The organism is Desulforhopalus sp. (genome assembly GCA_030247675.1).
In the GTDB taxonomy this organism is placed as follows: Bacteria; Desulfobacterota; Desulfobulbia; order Desulfobulbales; family Desulfocapsaceae; genus Desulforhopalus_A.
The window spans coordinates 158,770-176,689 of sequence record JAOTRX010000005.1; the positions used below are offsets into that span (position 1 = coordinate 158,770).

The following is a 17,920-nucleotide window of genomic DNA, read 5'->3' on the forward strand; positions in this document are numbered from 1 at the left end:
GAGGCCTCTCGCCGTTTAGGGCGTGGGGCCTCTGTCGTTTCCATCTATTATTCCCGAAAATGCGATTACATCGCAATGAGGGGAAGATACTCTGGCTTCCATCTGATCCGGTCGATCAGCTTCTTCATTCGCGCTTCGTCGTTGTCGTGTTGAAAATCAGAATACACGCAAGGCCTGCTGACTCCATTTTTCACCGCGGCCATGGCCACAGCCAAGGCAACTTTCTTCCCAACCTGGCGAATGGTGCTGATGGGTGGCATCAACCGGCCCTTGGCGAGATCCTCCGGCGACATCATATCAGCTATCGCGTAGGCTGCTGCGGTGAAGAATTCCGGCAACACCTCTCGAGCGCCTGAAGCCAGCACGCCCAACCCAACTCCTGGGAATATCAAGGCATTATTGCACTGGCTGACATAAAATGACTCTTCCATGGCATCCATTGCGGCACAAGGATTACTGGTGGCGACCATCACCCCCTCTTCGTTCCATTTTTGGATATTCAGACAAAAAACCTCAGGAATAGCTATATGGTGGAAAAGTGGAAGGATGAGTGGCCGGGGTGTATTCAACTTGAGCGACTCTACCGCCGCCTGGCGGAAGAAGAAATCCTGACCGGTGGTCCCAATGAGTACAGTAATTCCTGCATGTTGAATAATCTCTGGTATATCAATGATATTTATTGTGCCAATCCAGGGGAACTTCTTTTTATCTTTGGCAAACTTCTTTTTATATTGAGCCAGATCGCGGCGATTAACAATCAATCCTTCTGAATCGATCATGAAAATACAATCCACCGCCTGTTTTTCTGACAAGCCCTGACCAACCAGAGCATTACGAATCTGCTCAGCGATACCTACTCCGCCGGCACCGGCGCCATTGATCAGAAAACGCTGATCGGTGAGCTTTTCTTTCTTAATCTTCATTGCGGAGAGCATGGCTGCCAGCGCCACCGCACCCGTGCCTTGAATATCATCATTGAAGGAAATCACCTCATCAACAAAGGCATCCCGGATACTGAAGGCGTTTTGTTGGGAGAAATCCTCCCACTGGCAAAGGGCGTTGGGAAATACATTGCGAAAAGCCCGGACAAATCTACCGATGAAGGACAGATATTCCTCCCCCTCTAAGCGCCGGTGACGCCAGCCGAGATACTGATCGTCGGCTAGCAGATTTTCATTATTGGTACCGACGTCGAGAGATATCGGCAGGCAATGCCAGGGGGCGAATCCCGCACCTTGGGTATAGAGCATCAACTTCCCGAGACAGACCGCGATACCTCCCGCTCCTTGATCGCCAATACCGAGCACGCCCTGGTTATCGGTTACTACGGCAACCCGAATATCCCGATGGTGGAATTTTCGCAGGATATCTTCCGCTCTATCAATATTCCCCGGATAAAAATGCAGACCGTTAGCCTGACGAAACATGGAGGAATATTTCTGAACCGCCATGCCTATCGTCGGCGTGTAGATGATCTTTATATATTTTTCAATATCGCTTTGGATGAGTGCATGGGCCAGGGTTACATTGCGATCAAAGAGAGATCGGATAAAAATGAATTTCTCTATATCATCGGTCTTTTCACTGAGTTTCTGCCTGGAACTCTGCACTTGTCCTTCAAGCTCACGTACTCCTGGAGGAAGAGTTGCCTCAAGATTCAACAGTCGTCTTTCTTCCTGGCTGAACGCCGTGCCCTTGTTTATATAACTGCAGGACCTGGCCGATGCACCGCTGGCATACACAATGATTTCCCTGGTATTACCATATTCATCATATTTAAACCTATAAAGATTTGCCGCCATACTAAACTCCCACCATGTTCTCTCAATAAATTGTGCGATTGACAAGGATCATTGTTTGCCGCATAATGCCCGGCCATGGAAACCTGGCAACTCATACTGCAAAACAGTATTACCACACTTGATGGATTAATGAGTCAATTGGAGTGCGATGATCGCGCGCTCGGGAAAGTAATAGCAGACTTTCCCATGAGAATAAATCCATATTTTGCAAAATTGATACAATCCCCTGGTGACCCAATCTGGAAGCAGGCGGTTCCCGACATCGCCGAGCTCGACGATAAGGTCTGTATGGCCGATCCACTCGGAGAAGATGCCCTCAGTCCTGTCACCAACCTTGTGCATAAGTATCCCGACAGGGTGCTGTTTTTGGTATCCAACCAATGCGCTATGTACTGCAGATTTTGCACAAGAAAGCGAATGGTCGGTTCGGCGAGAATGCGCATCACCCCTGCCACTCTTGCCGCCGGTTATGACTATCTTCGAAATCATCCAGAGGTCCGAGAAGTCCTTTTGTCCGGTGGCGACCCGCTGTTGTTACCTGATGAAGAAATTGCCGACATCCTCGGCAATCTGCGAGCAATCCCCTCCATAGAGGTAATCCGCATCGGCACCCGTGTCCCTTCAGTACTGCCCATGCGCATTACTCCAGGGCTTGTCGACATCCTGAAGAGGCATCACCCGCTGTATATTAACACCCACTTCAATCACCCACTGGAAATTACAAAGGAATCATCTCTTGCTTGCACTATGCTGGCCGACGCGGGAATTCCCCTCGGCTGCCAGACCGTCCTGTTGAAAGGGGTGAATGACAATGCTGAAACCATCAAACAGCTGTTGCTTTGCCTCCTTCGTATCAGGGTAAAGCCCTACTATTTATTTCAGGCCGATCTCACCCGCGGAACCAATCATTTCCGTACTTCCACCGAAACCGGAATTGCTATCATGCGGCAGTTATACGGCCATATCTCCGGCATGGCCGTTCCGACTTTTGCACTCGATGCCCCGGGCGGGAAAGGCAAGATTCCTCTCACTCCGCAATATATCATGCTCAAGGGTAAGGACCTTGTTTTCCATAATTATCAAGGCGATGTCTGTACCTACCCTGAGGCCGGTGAAGGGTTCTAAGATGCACTCCTTCGACCAATATCTGCTTTTGTCAGATTGCTGACAGACAATCGAGTGTAAACCCATTACCACCGAATGATCTGCTCATAAGCAGGGATCAGAGCAATTGGAACCCCGGTGTACGGCCGGCAATCCGTCGGCTAATCGTTATAATCGCCAATACCCCTCGGCTTTCGGTGCTGATTGGTTTTTCAGATGCCAGAGGAAAAAGCTTGCCTGTATCGCGAATGGTATAATTGCCGGTTTTACCATCAACAATCACCTCAAACACCTCGTCAAGCAGGAAATTCAATGGGAACTGGCGTCCCTTCATGACCTTATGACCTTTTGTGGGAATCCTGGAAGAATTGATGGTCGGTGGCAGTGTGTAAAGGGGGGCGGTTTGAAAATTGGAGCGTATCGCTGCATGAACTGCACATTGCGCCGCCAGTTTTGTGGCACATTCCAGTTAATCCATGGCTGGTTCGGTTTTGCCGACGCTTGCAGTAACTGAGGGAAAATAGCGCCACAAGCAACAATCCGAAGCTGATGATCAAGGTAAGAATAAAAGTAGCCATAAAATGCTTATAAGCATTAAAGAGTCTAACCGCCAAAGTTGTCGTAATGGATGTTGGTCTTTTCCACTCCGAGGCCCTCAAGCATGGTAAAGATTGCCTTGTTCATCATGGGTGGCCCGCACAGGTAATAGTTGATATCCTCCGGCGCCGGGTGGTCTTTCAAGTATTGGTCGAGGAGAACCAGGTGGATAAAACCGGTTGACCCAGTCCAGTTGTCTTCTGGCAAGGGGTTTGACAGGGACAAATGAAACGAGAAATTGCTGAATTTTCTTTCAAGTTCCTGAAACTCTTCGGTATAGAAAACCTCTTTGAGGCTCCGGCCACCGTACCAGAAGGACACCTTCCGTTTAGTGTTTTTATCCTTAAAGAGATCAAAGACATGACTTCGCAGGGGAGCCATACCGGCGCCACCACCGATCAGGATAACCTCAGAGTCGCTGTCGTCCATAAAAAACTCACCAAAAGGACCGGAGATAGTCACCTCATCGCCGGCCTTAAGATTAAAGACATAGGAAGAAGCTTTGCCTGGAGGCAGTGTATCCTGGCCCGGAGGTGGGCTGGCGATTCGCACATTGAGCTTGATTATGCCTTTTTCACCCGGATAATTGGCCATCGAATACGCCCTGGTGACCGGCGTGTAAACATGGGATTTGTACTGAAACATCTTGAACTTGGTCCAATCGGCGAGGAATCGGTCATCGATTTCAAAGCTCTGGTATTCGAGAGAATGGGGCGGAACCTCAATCTGAATATACCCGCCGGCCTTAAAGTCGACGCCATCGCCCTCCGGCAAGCCGATTACCAACTCTTTTATGAAGGTCGCAACGTTGTTATTGGAGAGCACCTTGCAATGCCATTTCCTTGCCTCCAGTGCCTCAGTCGGCACCTTGATCTTCAAATCCCTTTTAATCGCCACCTGACAGGACAGGCGCATGCCAAGCTTGGCATCGCGGTTATTGATCTGCGATTTTTCCGTGGGCAGGATGCTGCCGCCACCCTCTTCAACGATGCACCGACATTGGCCACAACTGCCCCCGCCACCACAGGCCGACGATAAGATGACCCCCTGGTCGGAGAGAGTGGTTAACAGCTTGCCTCCCGGTTTGACCTGGAATTTCTTGCTGTCATTAACCTCAATGGTAACCTCACCCTCCGGCAACAAGGTTTTCTTGGAAATAACAATAAGGGTCACCAGAATCATCTGAATGGCGAGAAAGCAAAGCACTCCGTAAAGTATTTCTATCATTGCACCAATCCCTCAAGCACTTGCCTTTACGAGTATTTCTCCGTGAGAAATCATCACATCTCAAATCCGGCCAGGCCCATAAAGGCCATGGCAATCAAGCCGACTGTTACAAAGGTGAGCCCGAGTCCACGTAAACCTACCGGTGGATCGGCGTATTCAAGCCGTTCTCTGATCCCGGCCAAAACGACCACTGCCAGGAAAAATCCGGCACCGGAGCCGAAACCGTAGGCAATACTTTCGCCGAAGGTATAATCCCTTTCGACCATAAAAAGGGTGCCGGCAAAGATGGCGCAATTGACCGTCAACAGGGGCAAAAAAATACCCAAAGTGTTGTAGAGGGCCGGGAGAAAGCGGTCTATGACCATCTCAAGGATCTGCACCACCGCGGCGATGATAGCAATATAGGTCAGCAATCCGAGGAAACTGAGATCAAGCTCCGGTTGCCCGGCCCAGGCCAAAGCCCCCGGCTTTAACAAATAGGTGTAGATCAGATTATTGATCGGCACAGTAATCACCTGGATAAACAGCACCGCCGCGCCGAGACCAACGGCCGCCTTCACCTGCTTGGAGATGGCGATAAAAGTACACATACCAAGAAAAAAGCTGAGCGGCAGATTCTCAAGAAAAATGGAGCGGATAACAATATTAAAATAGTGGTCCATTATTCCTTCTCCTGCTGGCTGGGATCGATGCTGCGCAATCCCCAGATGATCAAGGCGATGAGAAAAAAGCCACATACCGGCAGAACCAGTATACCGTTGCGCAGATACCAGCCGCCGTTGGTGGTCAGCGGCAGAATCTCAATACCGAACAAGCTGCCGGAGCCGAACAACTCCCGGACGAAAGCCACCGACATAAGAATGAAACCATACCCGAGACCATTGGCGATACCATCGATAAAACTTGGCAGCGGCGGATTGGACATGGCAAAACCTTCGGCCCGGCCCAAGAGGATACAGTTGGTGATAATCAGCCCGACATAGATCGAAAGCTGTTTGGAGAGGCTGAAATAATAGGCCTTGAGAAGCTGATCAACAAGGATGACCAAGGTGGCGGCAACGATAATCTGCAGACCGATCCGCACACTGCTTGGGATCTGGTGGCGAACGAGACTGATGGTCATGCTGGAAAAGGCGGTTACCAGCCCAACACAGATCGACATTACCAGGGCGGTGGTCATCTGGCCGGTTACCGCCAGCGAAGAGCAGATACCGAGGACCAGCAAAGCGATGGGGTTGCGTTTGAAGACGGAGTTGGTTAGCAGTTTAAGATTGCTTTCAGCCATGGATTTCTTCTTAGGTTGAATTTAGGTTAGAGTATTTGTTTGACACCTTTTTTCATGCCTTGGTATACCTTAGCCTCTTCCTGAGTTTGCGGATCCAACAATCTTCTGCTGGCTGAAAAAGGGTTTGAAGCCATGCTCACCAAACCAGAATTCCATAAGGTTGTTGACGCCTTTGGTGGTGAGTGTTGCACCTGACAGGCCGTCGATCTGAAAGTGCTTTGCCGGCTCCTCGGTTGCTGCCTTGCCTTTGACGACGTTGAGGCTGATTCTACCGCCATCATCGTATACCTTTTTGCCCCGCCAACCGTCTTGCCACCTACTGTTTTCTACCTCGCCGCCAAGACCGGGGGTCTCTCCGTGTTCATAAAAAGAGATGCCGCGAATGGTCGTCAGATCGCCGTCCAGGGCAACATAGGCAAACATCGTCGACCAGAGACCCTTGCCGCGCACCGGCAGGATAAACTGTTGCACTTTTGTGCCGTCTTTAACGAGGTACACCAGGGAATACTTTTCCAGGCGGCGCAGCCTGGCCCGGTCTTCAGCGCTGCTCAGCTGGCGGCCGGTGTCATCGGACAAGGCCGCCTTCAATTGCTTGTAGGTTTCCGGCCGGATCGTATCATCCGCTACGAAATTACCGGTGGCAAGTTCGACGACTCTCGTCTCGATCGGCGCGAACATCTCCTCTATGGTCCGGTTTTTATCATAGAGGCCTGCGGCGTAGAGAATATGTTTCTTACGGTCGAGATCGCGATTGGCGTCCTGCTGCGGTCGCAAGCCAACCGCCGCAACGGCTACCAGAGCCGAACAGATAAAGGCGAGAATGAGCACGGTATAAAAGGGTTTGGCAATGGATTCTTCAGCCATGGCGTACCCTCCTTCGTTTTATATTGGCCTGGATAACAAAATAGTCAAACAGTGGAGCAAAAACATTACCCAAGAGAATGGCCAGCATGATCCCTTCCGGATAGGCCGGATTGGCGACCCGTATCATGATCGCCAGCACCCCGATCAACAGGCCGTACAGCCACTGGCCGACCGGTGTGTGGGCTGCCGACACCGGATCGGTGGCCATAAACACCAGGCCGAAGGCAAACCCACCGACCACCAGATGCCAATGCGGCGGAATCCCGTACAAAGGATTGACGCTGCTCCCTTGAATGTAAAAATAACAGGCAGAAAGTAAAGCGCCGATAAGGGTCGAGGCCATGACCCGCCAGGGGGCGATGCCGGTAATCAGCAGGATGAAGGCCCCAATGAGGCAGGCCAAGGTCGAGGTCTCGCCCATAGAGCCGGGTATGGTGCCGAGAAAAGACTGCAGCCAGGTAACATTCAGCCCGTCAAGGGTATGACCGGGTTGGGCGGCGGCAAACTGACCAAGGGCGGTGGCACCGGAGACTCCGTCAACCGCCGTCCACACCGAATCGCCGGTCATCTGCGCCGGGTAGGCAAAGTAGATGAAGGCCCGCGAGGCGAGGGCCGGATTCATGAAATTGCGGCCTACCCCGCCAAAGACTTCTTTCGCGAATACCAAGCCAAAACTGATGCCGATGGCCACCTGCCAGAGAGGAATGGTCGGCGGCAGGGTCAGCGAGAAAAGCAGGCCGGTGACGAGAAAGGCCTCGGAAAACTCGTGGCCGCGAAGCATATTGAAGAGGCCTTCCCAGATCGAGCCGACAACCATGGTGACAATATAGATCGGCAAAAAATAGAGACTGCCGTGCAGACAGTTAGAAAGCAGGCTTTGCGGGTCGCAGCCGACCAGGGCCATGATTTCCCCCCGCCAGCCGTCCGGCCCGGACAGGCCCATGGCAGCGATAACCGAATTCGCCTGATAACCGGTATTCCAGACCGCCATAAAGACGCAGGGCAAAAGGGCAATCAGGACGGTGGTCATTATCCGCTTCAGATCGATGGAATCGCGAACATGCGGGGCGGCCTTGGTGGTCAGGCTAGAACCGAAAAGAAAGGAGTCAAAGGCCTCAAAGAGCGGATACCAACGCGCAAAGCGGCTGCCCGGGGCAAAGTGCCGGCCTGCTCGTTCCATTATTTTATTTAACAATTTCATCTGCAAACACTCACCCTGGGAAAAGAATTTGGGATATGGATCATGACCATGTCAGCCTCCCTGCTCAATCGCGGTAAGCATCTCTCGCAAAAATGGCCCGAATTCATTCTTGCCCGGGCAAACAAAGCCACAGAGGCCAAGATCCTCCTCAATGAGTTCCAGGCAGCCGAGGGCCTTGGATTTTTCGGTGTCGCCCTTGGAAATCGATTTAAGAAGCGAGGTGGCAATGATATCCAGGGGCATAACCTGATCATAGGTGCCAAGGGGATAAACAGCCCTTCTCCCGCCCCAAAGCGCCGTGCTCATCGGGAAGGTGGTACTTTTGAAAAATGCCGAGGCGAACACCGGTTTCATGGAAAATCGGCCTTTGCCCGGCAGCAGCCAGTTGAAGAGTGATCTGCCGTTCGAATCGGCAATAATGGAAACCTGATTATGGAAACGCCCCAGGTAGGCGGCTGTGCCCTTCGACTCACGGCCACAAAGCACGGAACCGGAGATGGTCCGTGATTTTTCAAGCGAGACCTCCCTTTTGCAAAGGTCAGAAAGCGAGGCGCCCAATCTGGTTTTTACCAAGGCCGGCTGAATAACTCCTGAGCCGGCCAGGGCGACAATCCGCTCGGTGAACAACCGACCGGTATGCAGCAAACCACCAATGGCAATGACATCCTGATAGCCGATGTGCCAGACGGTCTTGGTGTCGTGAACCGGATCGATAAAGTGGATATGGGTTGAAGGCAGCCCTGCCGGATGGGGGCCTTCAAAGGACCAGTACTCAAGGCCGTCCACCTGCTCATAAGCCTGCAATGCCGTGGGCCCGGTGCAATAGTGGATGGGGACGGTTAAGAGGCGTCGCAAAGCTCTCAGGCCCAGCTGATATTCCGCCTGGTATTCCTGAAGAACAACATGCGGCTGGGCTGTGAGCGGCTCGGTGTCGATAGCGGTGATGAAGAGGGAGGCCGGGTCCGAACCGATGAACGGCGTCTTGCCGTAGGGTCGGGTCCGAAAGGCGGTCCACAATCCAGAGTTAATCAACAATCCTCGAATGACCTCCGGCTGCAGTTTCTCCGGGGTATCCATCGGTTCGCAGAAGTTCACCCCTTCATCGCCGTCAAGGTCGATGATGACCGACTCAAACTTGCGCTTTTCACCGCGATTGACAGCCGTCACCACACCACAACCGGGCGAGGTAAAGATCACCCCAGGGTTACGTTTGTCGGTGAAAAGCTGTTGTCCGGTACTAACCCGGTCGCCCGGCTTGACCAGCATGGTTGGTTTCATGCCGATATAATCGTCGCCGACAAGGGCCACCTGCCGCAGCTCATTGCCTTGCCGGATCTTCTGTTCGGGGGCACCGGATATCGGAATGTCCAGCCCCTTTTTCAGCTTCACTGTCTTCATATCAGCTAAAAAACCCTGTCGTATGAGAGATCTGCAGATCCTTGCCAACCATATATGCCTCGCAATCGTCCATCGACTCAACAAGGTCCAGGGAATCAGCCCTGCCGAGCACCATCAGCGCTGTTGCCAGCCCGTCGGCAAGAGCTACGGTAGGGGCGGTAACGGTGCAGCTTGCCAGTTCCGGTGGCGAAAAGCCATTGCGTGGATCGATGATATGGTGGTGCCGCAAGTCAGGGGTAAAGGCCTGGAGATAGTCGCCGGAGGTGGCAACCGCCTTGTCGCTCACCGCCAGGGTCACCAGCTTGTGTTCCTGTTGCGGCCGTGGATTTCTAATGCCGATCCGCCAAGGATTCTCAGCATCCTTTTGGCCGCTGACCATAAGATCACCGCCCACCTCGACATAGACGTTGTGAAAACCAAGGCCCTTAAGGGCAGCCACACCCCGGTCGACAATATAGCCCTTGCCAATACCGTCGAGGCTCACCCCCATCCCGGTATCCAGCAAGCGCAGTCCAGACCCATCCAGGACAAGTCTTTCATAGCCGACGGCCTTTTGCGCCTGGAGCAAGCGTGTGGAATCTACATGGTCATTATTGCCGCGATTCTCCTCATGCAGGAGCAGCAGCGGCAGCATAGTGACATCGAAGGCGCCGGAAGTCTTCCGGCTGATATCGCCGGCCATGGCGATCACCTGCAGGAGATCTGTTCCGGGTGTTTCAAGAAAGCCGTTGTGGTTGAGGGCAGCAAGTTCGCTGGTCGCCATATGCCGACTGAGCTTTGCCTCAAGGCCCTGCATGGTGGCGATTGTCTGTGTTAACGCCTCTTCACAACGATCCCGGTCCAGACCATAAACGGTGAGGTTCAGTACCGTACCCATAATCGGCTGGCTTCTTCTTGCCGACTGTAGGCGCTTGCCGGCTCCGAAAAGACCGAGCTGCCAACTGGCGGTTGCCGCTCCGGCCACGGCGACAATCTGCATAAACCTTCGGCGGCTGAAAACATTCAATGTCCTTGACTGCGTGCCCATTTCTTTATCCTCAATGAAGATTGCAAACAGGGAACTGTCCTTAAAGATTGGTGTTTAGTTACTATAAACACAAACATTAGTTGAAAGAAATGAAAATACCAAGACGAAGAAAAGTGGCCTGCGAGTTCTGTCTGAACACTGGCGGGAATATAAATGAGGTATCCAACTCCCCCATTATGTCGGGAACAAGCTTATTCCCCACCAAAAACAGGGTCAAGTACCTCGCGCAAACCGGCAAAACTGCCAAATTTCAGTTCATAGGAGACGACATTCCGGCAATTTTCCGCAAGCTCGCTGAAGCCATGTCCGGAAAAATTCCGGGCATTAACATAGCAGCCGAGAAGTTGCATGCACCCCTGGGCCTTGGACAGTCTGGTAAGGACGGGTGGCTGGTTGTTGATGAATTCCGGAAAAATTATACAGGAAAGCTGCGGCGTTGCAGCAGACCACCGGGGATTCAGCAGGCGATGCGGCACCATTGCCCCTTCGGCTCCGGCTATGCACTTCGACAAATCCAGGCCAATCGTGCCGCCGGACAGAGCTTTGATCGTTGCTCTGCGCAGGGAAATTGGCCTGGTAAAAGCGCCGATCAATCCGTCCTGGGTCAGGAGTACCAGTTCATCGGTGAGATAGGTGCAGCCCTGTAATGCCAACCAAGCGGCTAGGCTGCTTTTACCGGAACCGCTTTTACCGGGCAGGAGGATACTCTTGCCGCCCCAGAGTACTGCGGCAGCATGGATTGCCTGGTCGATGTTGTTGTCAACAATACACTCGTGGAGGATTTCATTGGCAAGGATATAAGCCAGAGTATGCGCTGACTCACCAAAATAGATCTTCTTCTCGCCCTCCCAGAGTGACATCCGTACCGGTTTACCTACAAAAATGAGCTCAAAGCGCCGCTTGGCGGTTGGGCCATCGCCCGGCGGCAAATCCTGAAAGAGAAAGTTGATGAAATCCCCAGCCTCTTTGCAGTTATATTCAATCTCGACGTTTCGCCCGAAAAGCCCCACGGTATAAACCTGATGCCCGCTAATCATTGAGGACAACAGCTCCGTTTTTGACAAGCTGCTTGAGGGCAAGGATCACATCGCCCCTGATGGCGGCTTTGTCCTCGGGATAAGCATCCTCCAGCAAAGCAATGATTTCCCCAATATTCCGCCCTGACGAGCATATGCCGTACACCAGGTAAGCGGTGTCGTTGAGGTACACAGCCCTGGTATCACTCACCGAGTAGAGAAGAACCTCATTGTCAAATTTCTCCAGTTTAAAGCCTTCATTTAAAACGGGTATCTGACTATCTTTCATTTGGCAATTCCCTCCGGGCAAGAGATTCAAAATGTATGGAATTTTGGACAGTCGCATTTGCCAATGCCAATCTGACGGTGGCATACCAGAGACAGCCTTTTCAGTTCCTCAGATGTTTTACCAGAGCGGTAACGAAAATATTAAAATCGGTCAAGGTATTTCGAGGAACTGCATTTACAATGTGGAGTTTACAGGTAAATCAAAAGCCGACAAACGCCCAAAAAGATCGAATCCTGTCGCCAAATATTCCTTTCAAAAACAGGTCTTTTCCGTGTCGGCCTTTGCTTCTTCCTCAGTAATCGGTATAATTTACCGAACAACTATTGTATTCACTCCTCATCTTTACAATGGGATTTCGCGATATGACCCAAGAAGAACTGCTCAACCAAATTCTCCACTCCACCGAGCTTCCGACCTTACCAACAGTCGCTTCGAAGCTCATTTCACTGACCGCCAAGGAAGATGCCACCCTCGCTGACATAGGTGACCTTGTTTCCCGCGACATTTCTTTATCGGCAAAGATATTAAAGGTCTCTAATTCGGCATTCTACAGTTTTCCCCAGCAGATTGGTTCCATTCAACAGGCTGTGAGTATCCTGGGGATGAATGCGGTGCGCAGCCTTGTCCTGTCGTTTTCATTTCTAAGCATAAAGGCCGGAAAAACGCCCAATCGCTTTGATTTCGAGAAATTTTGGGAAAAATCTCTGGCCTCGGCGGTTGCGGCGAGACTGATTCTTGAGCAGGTGAAGGGCGTTGACGCCGAGGAAGGATTCGTAACCGGATTATTGCAAAATCTCGGGGAATTGATCCTTGCCAGAACCTTTCCACAGGATTATGAAAAGGTCATTGAAGGAATCAGTTCTGAGCAGCAAGAATCCTTTGTCGCTGAGCAATCGGTATTTGGTGTTGATCACACCCTTATCGGGACGACGGTTGCCAAAAGCTGGGGTTTTCCTGAATCGTTGATTGCCCCCATTGAATTTCACCATGATCCGGAGAAGTACACCGGCAGCAACGCTACTATCCGGACGACGATCAGGGCGGTCTATCTCTCCGACCACCTTACCAATATTCTCTTTTCCAGTAAGCCCGAGGCGTATCACAAAAAATTCCAGAAAGAGGCCGCAAAACTCCTCGGACTGAACACCGAGGCAATCGACTCGATCCTCGAACAGCTGCACATCCGTGTAAAGGAGGCCGGCACCTACTTCAACTTGAAGGTGCAGAGCAGCAAATCCGTCCAGGAGATCCTTCAGGAAGCCAATATCCGCCTCAGCCTCATTAATTTAGATTATGAGCAAATGAACAAACAGTTGATCCAGGCCAAGATTAATCTGGAAAACCTCACCAAGGCCCTTGAAGAAAAGAATAAAATTCTCGACAACCTTGCCAACGTCGATGGCCTCACCGGTATTTTTAATCACCGGTTTTTTCAAAATGCCCTCGACCAGGAAATCAGCCGGGCTATTCGCAACAGCACCTCCCTTTCTCTTCTCTTCATTGATATTGATTACTTTAAGAAATTCAATGATACCTACGGTCACCAGGTGGGTGACTTCGTCCTTGCCCAATTCGCCAAGACTATTCGTGAAAATATTCGGCAATACGATATTCTTGCCCGCTATGGCGGCGAGGAGTTTGTGGTCATCCTCCCGGAAACCACCTCACCTGAGGCACTTGTGGTGGCTGAAAAGTTACGTGCGGTCATTCAATCGACGGTTTTTAGAGATGTTCGCGAGGAATATCGCGTAACTGCAAGTTTTGGCCAATCCTGTGGCAAACCGGCTGTTGAGGATGATTTCAGCAAGGACGCACTCATCAGCCAGGCCGACCAGGCACTGTATGAGGCGAAGGAAAAGGGTCGCAACAAAGTCGTTGGCTACACCCCGAAGAAGAAATGGTTCGCATTTTAGGGTTTTCTCCGAGGGGGCATCGCCCCCTTGTTTGGCACCGAGATGACACCAACTGACCGTACTGCCTACGAGTACTCCTTCTTGCTGCCGGACCTGCGGTGCATCACCTTTTCGGTTATCATTGATCCCCTCTCCCATGAGATAGCCACCTGCCCAATCATTGCTCCTGCATGGGCCAGGTTAGAGTTTCATCAATGTGCCCCGTGCACGCTCAAGGTGGAAGAGCATCCGTATTGTCCGGTTGCCTTGTCCATCTCCGACCTTGTTACCACTTTTAAGGCAACTCCTTCCCATGTCGAATGCACCGTTTCCTGTAGATCTCCGGACAGGACGGTAATGAAAGAGACGAAGATCCAGGAAGGCCTGACATCAATTCTAGGTCTACTCATTGCCATAAGTGGCTGTCCTATTATGGAGTTTTTTAAGCCACTGGCACGCTTTCATCTGCCCTTTGCCACGGTTGACGAATCAATCTTTCGCATCGTCGCCATGTATATGTTGAGAAAATACTACCAGAATGAGGGAATGGTGAGGGATCATTTTTCCCTCGGCGATATCAAGGATCATTACGCCTTGGTGCGTCTGGTAAATAAGGGCATTTTCGATCGCGTCCACAGCGTCACCCAATTCGACGCCGATAAAAATGCCATCATCACCCTCAATAGCCTGGGGCAGATCCTTGAAATGGAGATTGATTCAAACCTCGAATCCTTGGCGCATCTTTTTAAGCCGCAATAGGTGCTGCTCCCTGCCGCATTAGTCTTGGCGGCAGGTGGCAAAAGCTCACATCATATTTTCCGGATCGACATCGATAATCAGATCGCAGTCGCGCTGCTGCAGAGTATTTCTTTCGGCCTTCACGGCAAGGCATAGCGCGTGCAGTTCCTCGGTATCGGTACCTTTAAGAAGGACCTGCCACCGATACTTATCCTTAATCTTGTCCAGAGGCGACGGGGCCGGGCCAAGGACTTCAATGCGGAATTTTTCCTTCTCAACAAGCTTCCGGCAGAGCCGTGCGACGCGCAAGGCAAGGCCCTGCACATCCATCTCAACCCGCCCCTGCAGCCTCAGAACAATCAGGCGAACAAAGGGCGGGAATACCGGATGTTTGCGAAGTTTCATCTCATGGTCAAACATCTTGTCGTATTGGTGGGCCCGGGCATAAACGATGGCATAATGATTCGGCCGCATGGTCTGGATGATCACCTCCCCAGGTTCATCGCCCCGGCCGGCCCGGCCGGTTACCTGGGTGAGGAGCTGAAAGGTTTTCTCCGCCGCCCGAAAATCCGGCATACTCATCCCGCCGTCAGCCCATAACACCCCGACCAGGGTAACATTGGGAAAGTGGTGGCCTTTGGCGATCATCTGGGTGCCGATGAGGATATCGATTTTGCCGTTATGCATATCGGCAAGGGTTGCCAGAAATTTCTTCCGGTCCGAGGCAGTATCCGAATCGAGTCGGGTGAGCCTTGCCTCCGGCAGAAGTTCCCTGACCTCCTCTTCCACCCTTTCGGTACCAAATCCGGCAGGGACAAGATCAGTCGAACGGCACTGCATACAGATTGTTTGGCCGTGCATGGTGAACCCGCAGTAATGGCAGACCAATTGGTTTTTACCCTTATGGAGGGTCAGTGACACATGGCAATGACTGCACTGCACCGGCGTGCCGCAATCCCGGCAGAGGACTACCGCGGAAAAACCCCGCCGATTGAGAAGAAGTATGCTTTGTCGGCCACCGGCGAGGTTCTCGTGCAGCTTCGCCAGGAGATCCGGTTGAATGATCTTTTTATGATCCTTTGCCTGCTTTGTATTGAGATCAACGAGCCTTACCGCCGGGAGCGACCGGCTGCCCACCCGTTCAGTCATGGTCAGGAGGGTATATTTGCCCGACTGGGCATGGGCGTAGCTGGTAATTGAGGGCGTCGCCGACCCAAGAATCACCACGCTGTTATGGTGGCGCGCCCGCAGCACGGCAAGGTCTCGTCCATGGTAACGAAAGCTGTCATCCTGCTTGTAGCTGCTGTCGTGCTCTTCATCGACGACAATCAGCCCCGGATCCTTGAGCGGGGCGAAAATTGCTGACCTTGCCCCGATAACTACCCTGGCCTTACCGGTCAGGGCGAGAGAAAACTGATCGAACCTTTCGGGCGCCGACAGACCGGAATGCAGCAGGACTACCTGGTCGCCAAACCGCGACAGCAGATGGGCCTCCAGTTGTGTTGCCAGGGCAATCTCCGGAACCAGAATCAGCACATCCCTGCCTGCGGCAAGGCTTGCCTCGGCCGCCTGAAGGTAGACCTCGGTCTTGCCGCATCCGGTTATTCCGTGGAGAAGAAAGGGGGTGAAAACAGCCTTTTTAATGGCCGGCAGAATACTGCTCAGTACGGCATTTTGTTCTTCTGAAAGCCTCTCCGGCCGTGGATAGTAGCGGAACTGTTCACCGAAGGGGGTACGAAAAACCCGCTTTTTGCTTGCAACCACCAGGCCCTTTTCGAGCAATTTCGCCATGGCCTGGGAAGCCCCGGCGCCGCAGTGGCTTCGCAGGTCCTTCAGGGAAACGGCCTTGTCGTGATAGTCTTGGGCGAGTTGCTGAAGGGTATACAGAGCGCGAGCCTCGGCAAGACCAACCATTATTCCCAGTTCATTGCTAATATCCTGCCGATAGCACTTTATCGCCTCGGGAAGTACCTCAGAATTGAGAGGCAAGGGTAAATCCTCGCGCGTTATGGCATAACAGGTCTCGGATTTTTCCTTGACCGCATCTTTGGACAGGGCAATTTCCAGGGAGAGGGCTTTGCTTTTCAGCAACTTACCGACCAGTTTCTTGCTTTCTTTGTCTGCTAGAACCCGGGCGCTTTCCCGTAGTCCTAGTTCGCCGTGGGCTTTTATTTCTTCCAGCCATTCCGGGAGCTTTTCCGGAAAATGAGCGGCCAGGCTTTCGCCATCCGTTGCCAAAACGAGCTTTTTCTGGCTGCGAGTGGTAAGGCCGCCGGGCAAGGCGGTTTTCATCACCAAGCCAAGCGGATAGTGGTAGTAGTTGGCGACCCAGCGGTAAAAAGGTACGAGATTTTCGTGGAAGAGCGGAGAATCGTCTGAGAATTCAAGGATCTCCTTTACCTGATAGGCAGGTTGCACCGCAGGTGATTGGAGGCCGACGACATATCCGGTCACCCTCCGGTTGCCAAGCCACACCAAAACCCTTCGGCCGATGAGCCCTGGTTTCTCAGAACCAGATTCACCGTTCTCCAGTCGCGCCGGCAAACTGTAGGTTAAGGTGTGTTCAAGAGGGGCGGTTACAGCGACCTCCAGATAGGTCATTGGCCGGCCACAATCTCCTTCATATGCTCCAGCAGCTCTTTGCCGAGGGCTGGATGCCTGAGACCATAGGCGATGATCGCCTTGAGGTAACCCATTTTGTCACCGGCGTCAAAACGTGTGCCCTGAAACTCGTAGGCGTACATGGCTCGCCGTTTGGTCAGGGCAAGAAGGGCGTCGGTGAGCTGAATCTCGCCGCCATGGCCGGGAGTGGTGGTATCGAGAATCTCGAATATCTCCGGCATAAGGATGTATCTGCCAATGATCGCCATATCGGAATCGGTGGTCCCCGGTGCCGGTTTTTCGACCATCCGTGATACCTTATAGGTGTGCTCGCGGCTCTCGTCCTTCTCCCCCTCGACAATACCGTATTGAAAGGTTTCTTTCTGCGGCACATGCTGAATGGCGACGATAGACTCGCCGACATCTTCAAACAAGTTAAGCATTTGCTTGGCACAGGGAACCTTGCTGAGCACCAGATCATCGCCAAGAAGCACCATAAAAGGCTCATTCCCCACGACGTGGCGGGCGGTCCAGATGGCGTGCCCCAAACCAAGTGGTTTTTTCTGACGAACGGAAACGATATCGATCAGGTTGGAGATGTTATTGAGTTCCTCACCCAATACAACCTTCTTTTTTTCCTTTAAAACCGCATCGAGATGGAAGTTGTAATCGAAGTGATTTTCAATTGCCGATTTTCCCTCGCTGGTGACGAATATCACCTGATCGATTCCCGAAGCCACGACCTCCTCAACGATATACTGGATGGTCGGACGATCGACTATGGTAAGCATTTCCTTGGGAATCGATTTGGTCGCAGGGAGAAACCTGGTGCCCAGGCCGGCTACAGGAATAACAGCTTTGCGTACTTTCATAAAACCC

Annotated in this window: 16 protein-coding genes; 3 read left to right on the forward strand and 13 right to left on the reverse strand. The window is 52.1% G+C overall.

Annotated elements, in window-relative coordinates; translation table 11 throughout:
* Window positions 1–65: 65 nt before the first annotated feature.
* Entirely contained in the window at window positions 66–1,802 is a 1,737-nt protein-coding gene (gene maeA / locus OEL83_12225) for an oxaloacetate-decarboxylating malate dehydrogenase (GenBank protein ID MDK9707806.1), read from the reverse strand.
* Between the two features lie 75 nt (window positions 1,803–1,877).
* Between maeA and OEL83_12230 the strand changes: the two genes are divergently transcribed.
* Window positions 1,878–2,927 carry a KamA family radical SAM protein gene (locus tag OEL83_12230; protein MDK9707807.1) on the forward strand — a complete coding sequence of 350 codons (1,050 nt, stop codon included), beginning with the start codon at window positions 1,878–1,880 and terminating at the stop codon, window positions 2,925–2,927.
* Between the two features lie 97 nt (window positions 2,928–3,024).
* On the opposite strand, the gene OEL83_12235 is transcribed toward OEL83_12230, so the two are convergent.
* The 10 genes from OEL83_12235 to OEL83_12280 all read right to left on the reverse strand — a co-directional run bounded on the left by OEL83_12235 (window position 3,025) and on the right by OEL83_12280 (window position 11,810).
* Complete coding sequence (locus OEL83_12235; protein ID MDK9707808.1) at window positions 3,025–3,240, reverse strand: hypothetical protein; 216 nt, start codon at window positions 3,238–3,240, stop codon at window positions 3,025–3,027.
* 269 nt (window positions 3,241–3,509) lie between these two features.
* Window positions 3,510–4,730, reverse strand: coding sequence for an NADH:ubiquinone reductase (Na(+)-transporting) subunit F (nqrF, locus tag OEL83_12240; GenBank protein ID MDK9707809.1), 1,221 nt, complete (start codon window positions 4,728–4,730; stop codon window positions 3,510–3,512).
* 53 nt (window positions 4,731–4,783) lie between these two features.
* The gene (gene nqrE / locus OEL83_12245) at window positions 4,784–5,392 is read right to left on the reverse strand and encodes an NADH:ubiquinone reductase (Na(+)-transporting) subunit E (protein ID MDK9707810.1); all 609 of its coding nucleotides are present in this window, start codon (window positions 5,390–5,392) and stop codon (window positions 4,784–4,786) included.
* Window positions 5,392–6,015: an NADH:ubiquinone reductase (Na(+)-transporting) subunit D gene (locus OEL83_12250; GenBank protein ID MDK9707811.1), complete on the reverse strand. Its 624-nt coding sequence runs from the start codon at window positions 6,013–6,015 to the stop codon at window positions 5,392–5,394. Before OEL83_12250 ends, nqrE begins: the two co-directional genes overlap by 1 nt.
* A 69-nt stretch (window positions 6,016–6,084) precedes the next feature.
* The gene (locus OEL83_12255; protein MDK9707812.1) at window positions 6,085–6,879 is read right to left on the reverse strand and encodes a Na(+)-translocating NADH-quinone reductase subunit C; all 795 of its coding nucleotides are present in this window, start codon (window positions 6,877–6,879) and stop codon (window positions 6,085–6,087) included.
* Window positions 6,872–8,080 (reverse strand): NADH:ubiquinone reductase (Na(+)-transporting) subunit B, encoded by a 1,209-nt coding sequence (locus tag OEL83_12260; GenBank protein MDK9707813.1) that lies wholly within the window; start codon window positions 8,078–8,080, stop codon window positions 6,872–6,874. Before OEL83_12260 ends, OEL83_12255 begins: the two co-directional genes overlap by 8 nt.
* Before the next feature lie 51 nt (window positions 8,081–8,131).
* Window positions 8,132–9,478, reverse strand: coding sequence for a Na(+)-translocating NADH-quinone reductase subunit A (locus OEL83_12265; protein ID MDK9707814.1), 1,347 nt, complete (start codon window positions 9,476–9,478; stop codon window positions 8,132–8,134).
* 1 nt (window position 9,479) lies between these two features.
* A complete protein-coding gene (locus tag OEL83_12270; protein MDK9707815.1) occupies window positions 9,480–10,505 on the reverse strand; it encodes an FAD:protein FMN transferase in 1,026 nt (341 codons plus the stop codon).
* 191 nt (window positions 10,506–10,696) lie between these two features.
* A complete protein-coding gene (locus OEL83_12275; GenBank protein ID MDK9707816.1) occupies window positions 10,697–11,542 on the reverse strand; it encodes a hypothetical protein in 846 nt (281 codons plus the stop codon).
* Entirely contained in the window at window positions 11,535–11,810 is a 276-nt protein-coding gene (locus OEL83_12280; GenBank protein MDK9707817.1) for a PqqD family protein, read from the reverse strand. Before OEL83_12280 ends, OEL83_12275 begins: the two co-directional genes overlap by 8 nt.
* A gap of 362 nt (window positions 11,811–12,172) precedes the next feature.
* Between OEL83_12280 and OEL83_12285 the strand changes: the two genes are divergently transcribed.
* Both OEL83_12285 and OEL83_12290 read left to right on the forward strand, forming a co-directional pair.
* A complete protein-coding gene (locus OEL83_12285; protein MDK9707818.1) occupies window positions 12,173–13,723 on the forward strand; it encodes a GGDEF domain-containing protein in 1,551 nt (516 codons plus the stop codon).
* 42 nt (window positions 13,724–13,765) lie between these two features.
* A complete protein-coding gene (locus tag OEL83_12290; protein MDK9707819.1) occupies window positions 13,766–14,461 on the forward strand; it encodes a hypothetical protein in 696 nt (231 codons plus the stop codon).
* Window positions 14,462–14,506: 45 nt separating this feature from the next.
* On the opposite strand, the gene priA is transcribed toward OEL83_12290, so the two are convergent.
* Together priA and galU are read right to left on the reverse strand one after the other, a co-directional pair.
* On the reverse strand, window positions 14,507–17,041 hold the full coding sequence (gene priA, locus OEL83_12295; GenBank protein MDK9707820.1) for a primosomal protein N': 2,535 nt from the start codon (window positions 17,039–17,041) through the stop codon (window positions 14,507–14,509).
* On the reverse strand, window positions 17,038–17,913 hold the full coding sequence (gene galU / locus OEL83_12300; protein MDK9707821.1) for a UTP--glucose-1-phosphate uridylyltransferase GalU: 876 nt from the start codon (window positions 17,911–17,913) through the stop codon (window positions 17,038–17,040). Before galU ends, priA begins: the two co-directional genes overlap by 4 nt.
* Window positions 17,914–17,920 lie beyond the last annotated feature (7 nt).

What these genes read in the sequence shown, in the direction of transcription:
- maeA (MDK9707806.1), bottom strand. Translation starts at nt 1,802, where the DNA reads ATGGCGGCAAATCTTTATAGGTTTAAATATGATGAATATGGTAATACC.
- nqrE (MDK9707810.1), bottom strand. Translation starts at nt 5,392, where the DNA reads ATGGACCACTATTTTAATATTGTTATCCGCTCCATTTTTCTTGAGAAT.
- OEL83_12280 (MDK9707817.1), bottom strand. Translation starts at nt 11,810, where the DNA reads ATGAAAGATAGTCAGATACCCGTTTTAAATGAAGGCTTTAAACTGGAG.
- OEL83_12255 (MDK9707812.1), bottom strand. Translation starts at nt 6,879, where the DNA reads ATGGCTGAAGAATCCATTGCCAAACCCTTTTATACCGTGCTCATTCTC.
- OEL83_12260 (MDK9707813.1), bottom strand. Translation starts at nt 8,080, where the DNA reads ATGAAATTGTTAAATAAAATAATGGAACGAGCAGGCCGGCACTTTGCC.
- OEL83_12270 (MDK9707815.1), bottom strand. Translation starts at nt 10,505, where the DNA reads ATGGGCACGCAGTCAAGGACATTGAATGTTTTCAGCCGCCGAAGGTTT.
- nqrF (MDK9707809.1), bottom strand. Translation starts at nt 4,730, where the DNA reads ATGATAGAAATACTTTACGGAGTGCTTTGCTTTCTCGCCATTCAGATG.
- OEL83_12250 (MDK9707811.1), bottom strand. Translation starts at nt 6,015, where the DNA reads ATGGCTGAAAGCAATCTTAAACTGCTAACCAACTCCGTCTTCAAACGC.
- OEL83_12230 (MDK9707807.1), top strand. Translation starts at nt 1,878, where the DNA reads ATGGAAACCTGGCAACTCATACTGCAAAACAGTATTACCACACTTGAT.
- OEL83_12235 (MDK9707808.1), bottom strand. Translation starts at nt 3,240, where the DNA reads ATGAAGGGACGCCAGTTCCCATTGAATTTCCTGCTTGACGAGGTGTTT.
- OEL83_12265 (MDK9707814.1), bottom strand. Translation starts at nt 9,478, where the DNA reads ATGAAGACAGTGAAGCTGAAAAAGGGGCTGGACATTCCGATATCCGGT.
- OEL83_12275 (MDK9707816.1), bottom strand. Translation starts at nt 11,542, where the DNA reads ATGATTAGCGGGCATCAGGTTTATACCGTGGGGCTTTTCGGGCGAAAC.
- priA (MDK9707820.1), bottom strand. Translation starts at nt 17,041, where the DNA reads ATGACCTATCTGGAGGTCGCTGTAACCGCCCCTCTTGAACACACCTTA.
- galU (MDK9707821.1), bottom strand. Translation starts at nt 17,913, where the DNA reads ATGAAAGTACGCAAAGCTGTTATTCCTGTAGCCGGCCTGGGCACCAGG.
- OEL83_12290 (MDK9707819.1), top strand. Translation starts at nt 13,766, where the DNA reads ATGACACCAACTGACCGTACTGCCTACGAGTACTCCTTCTTGCTGCCG.
- OEL83_12285 (MDK9707818.1), top strand. Translation starts at nt 12,173, where the DNA reads ATGACCCAAGAAGAACTGCTCAACCAAATTCTCCACTCCACCGAGCTT.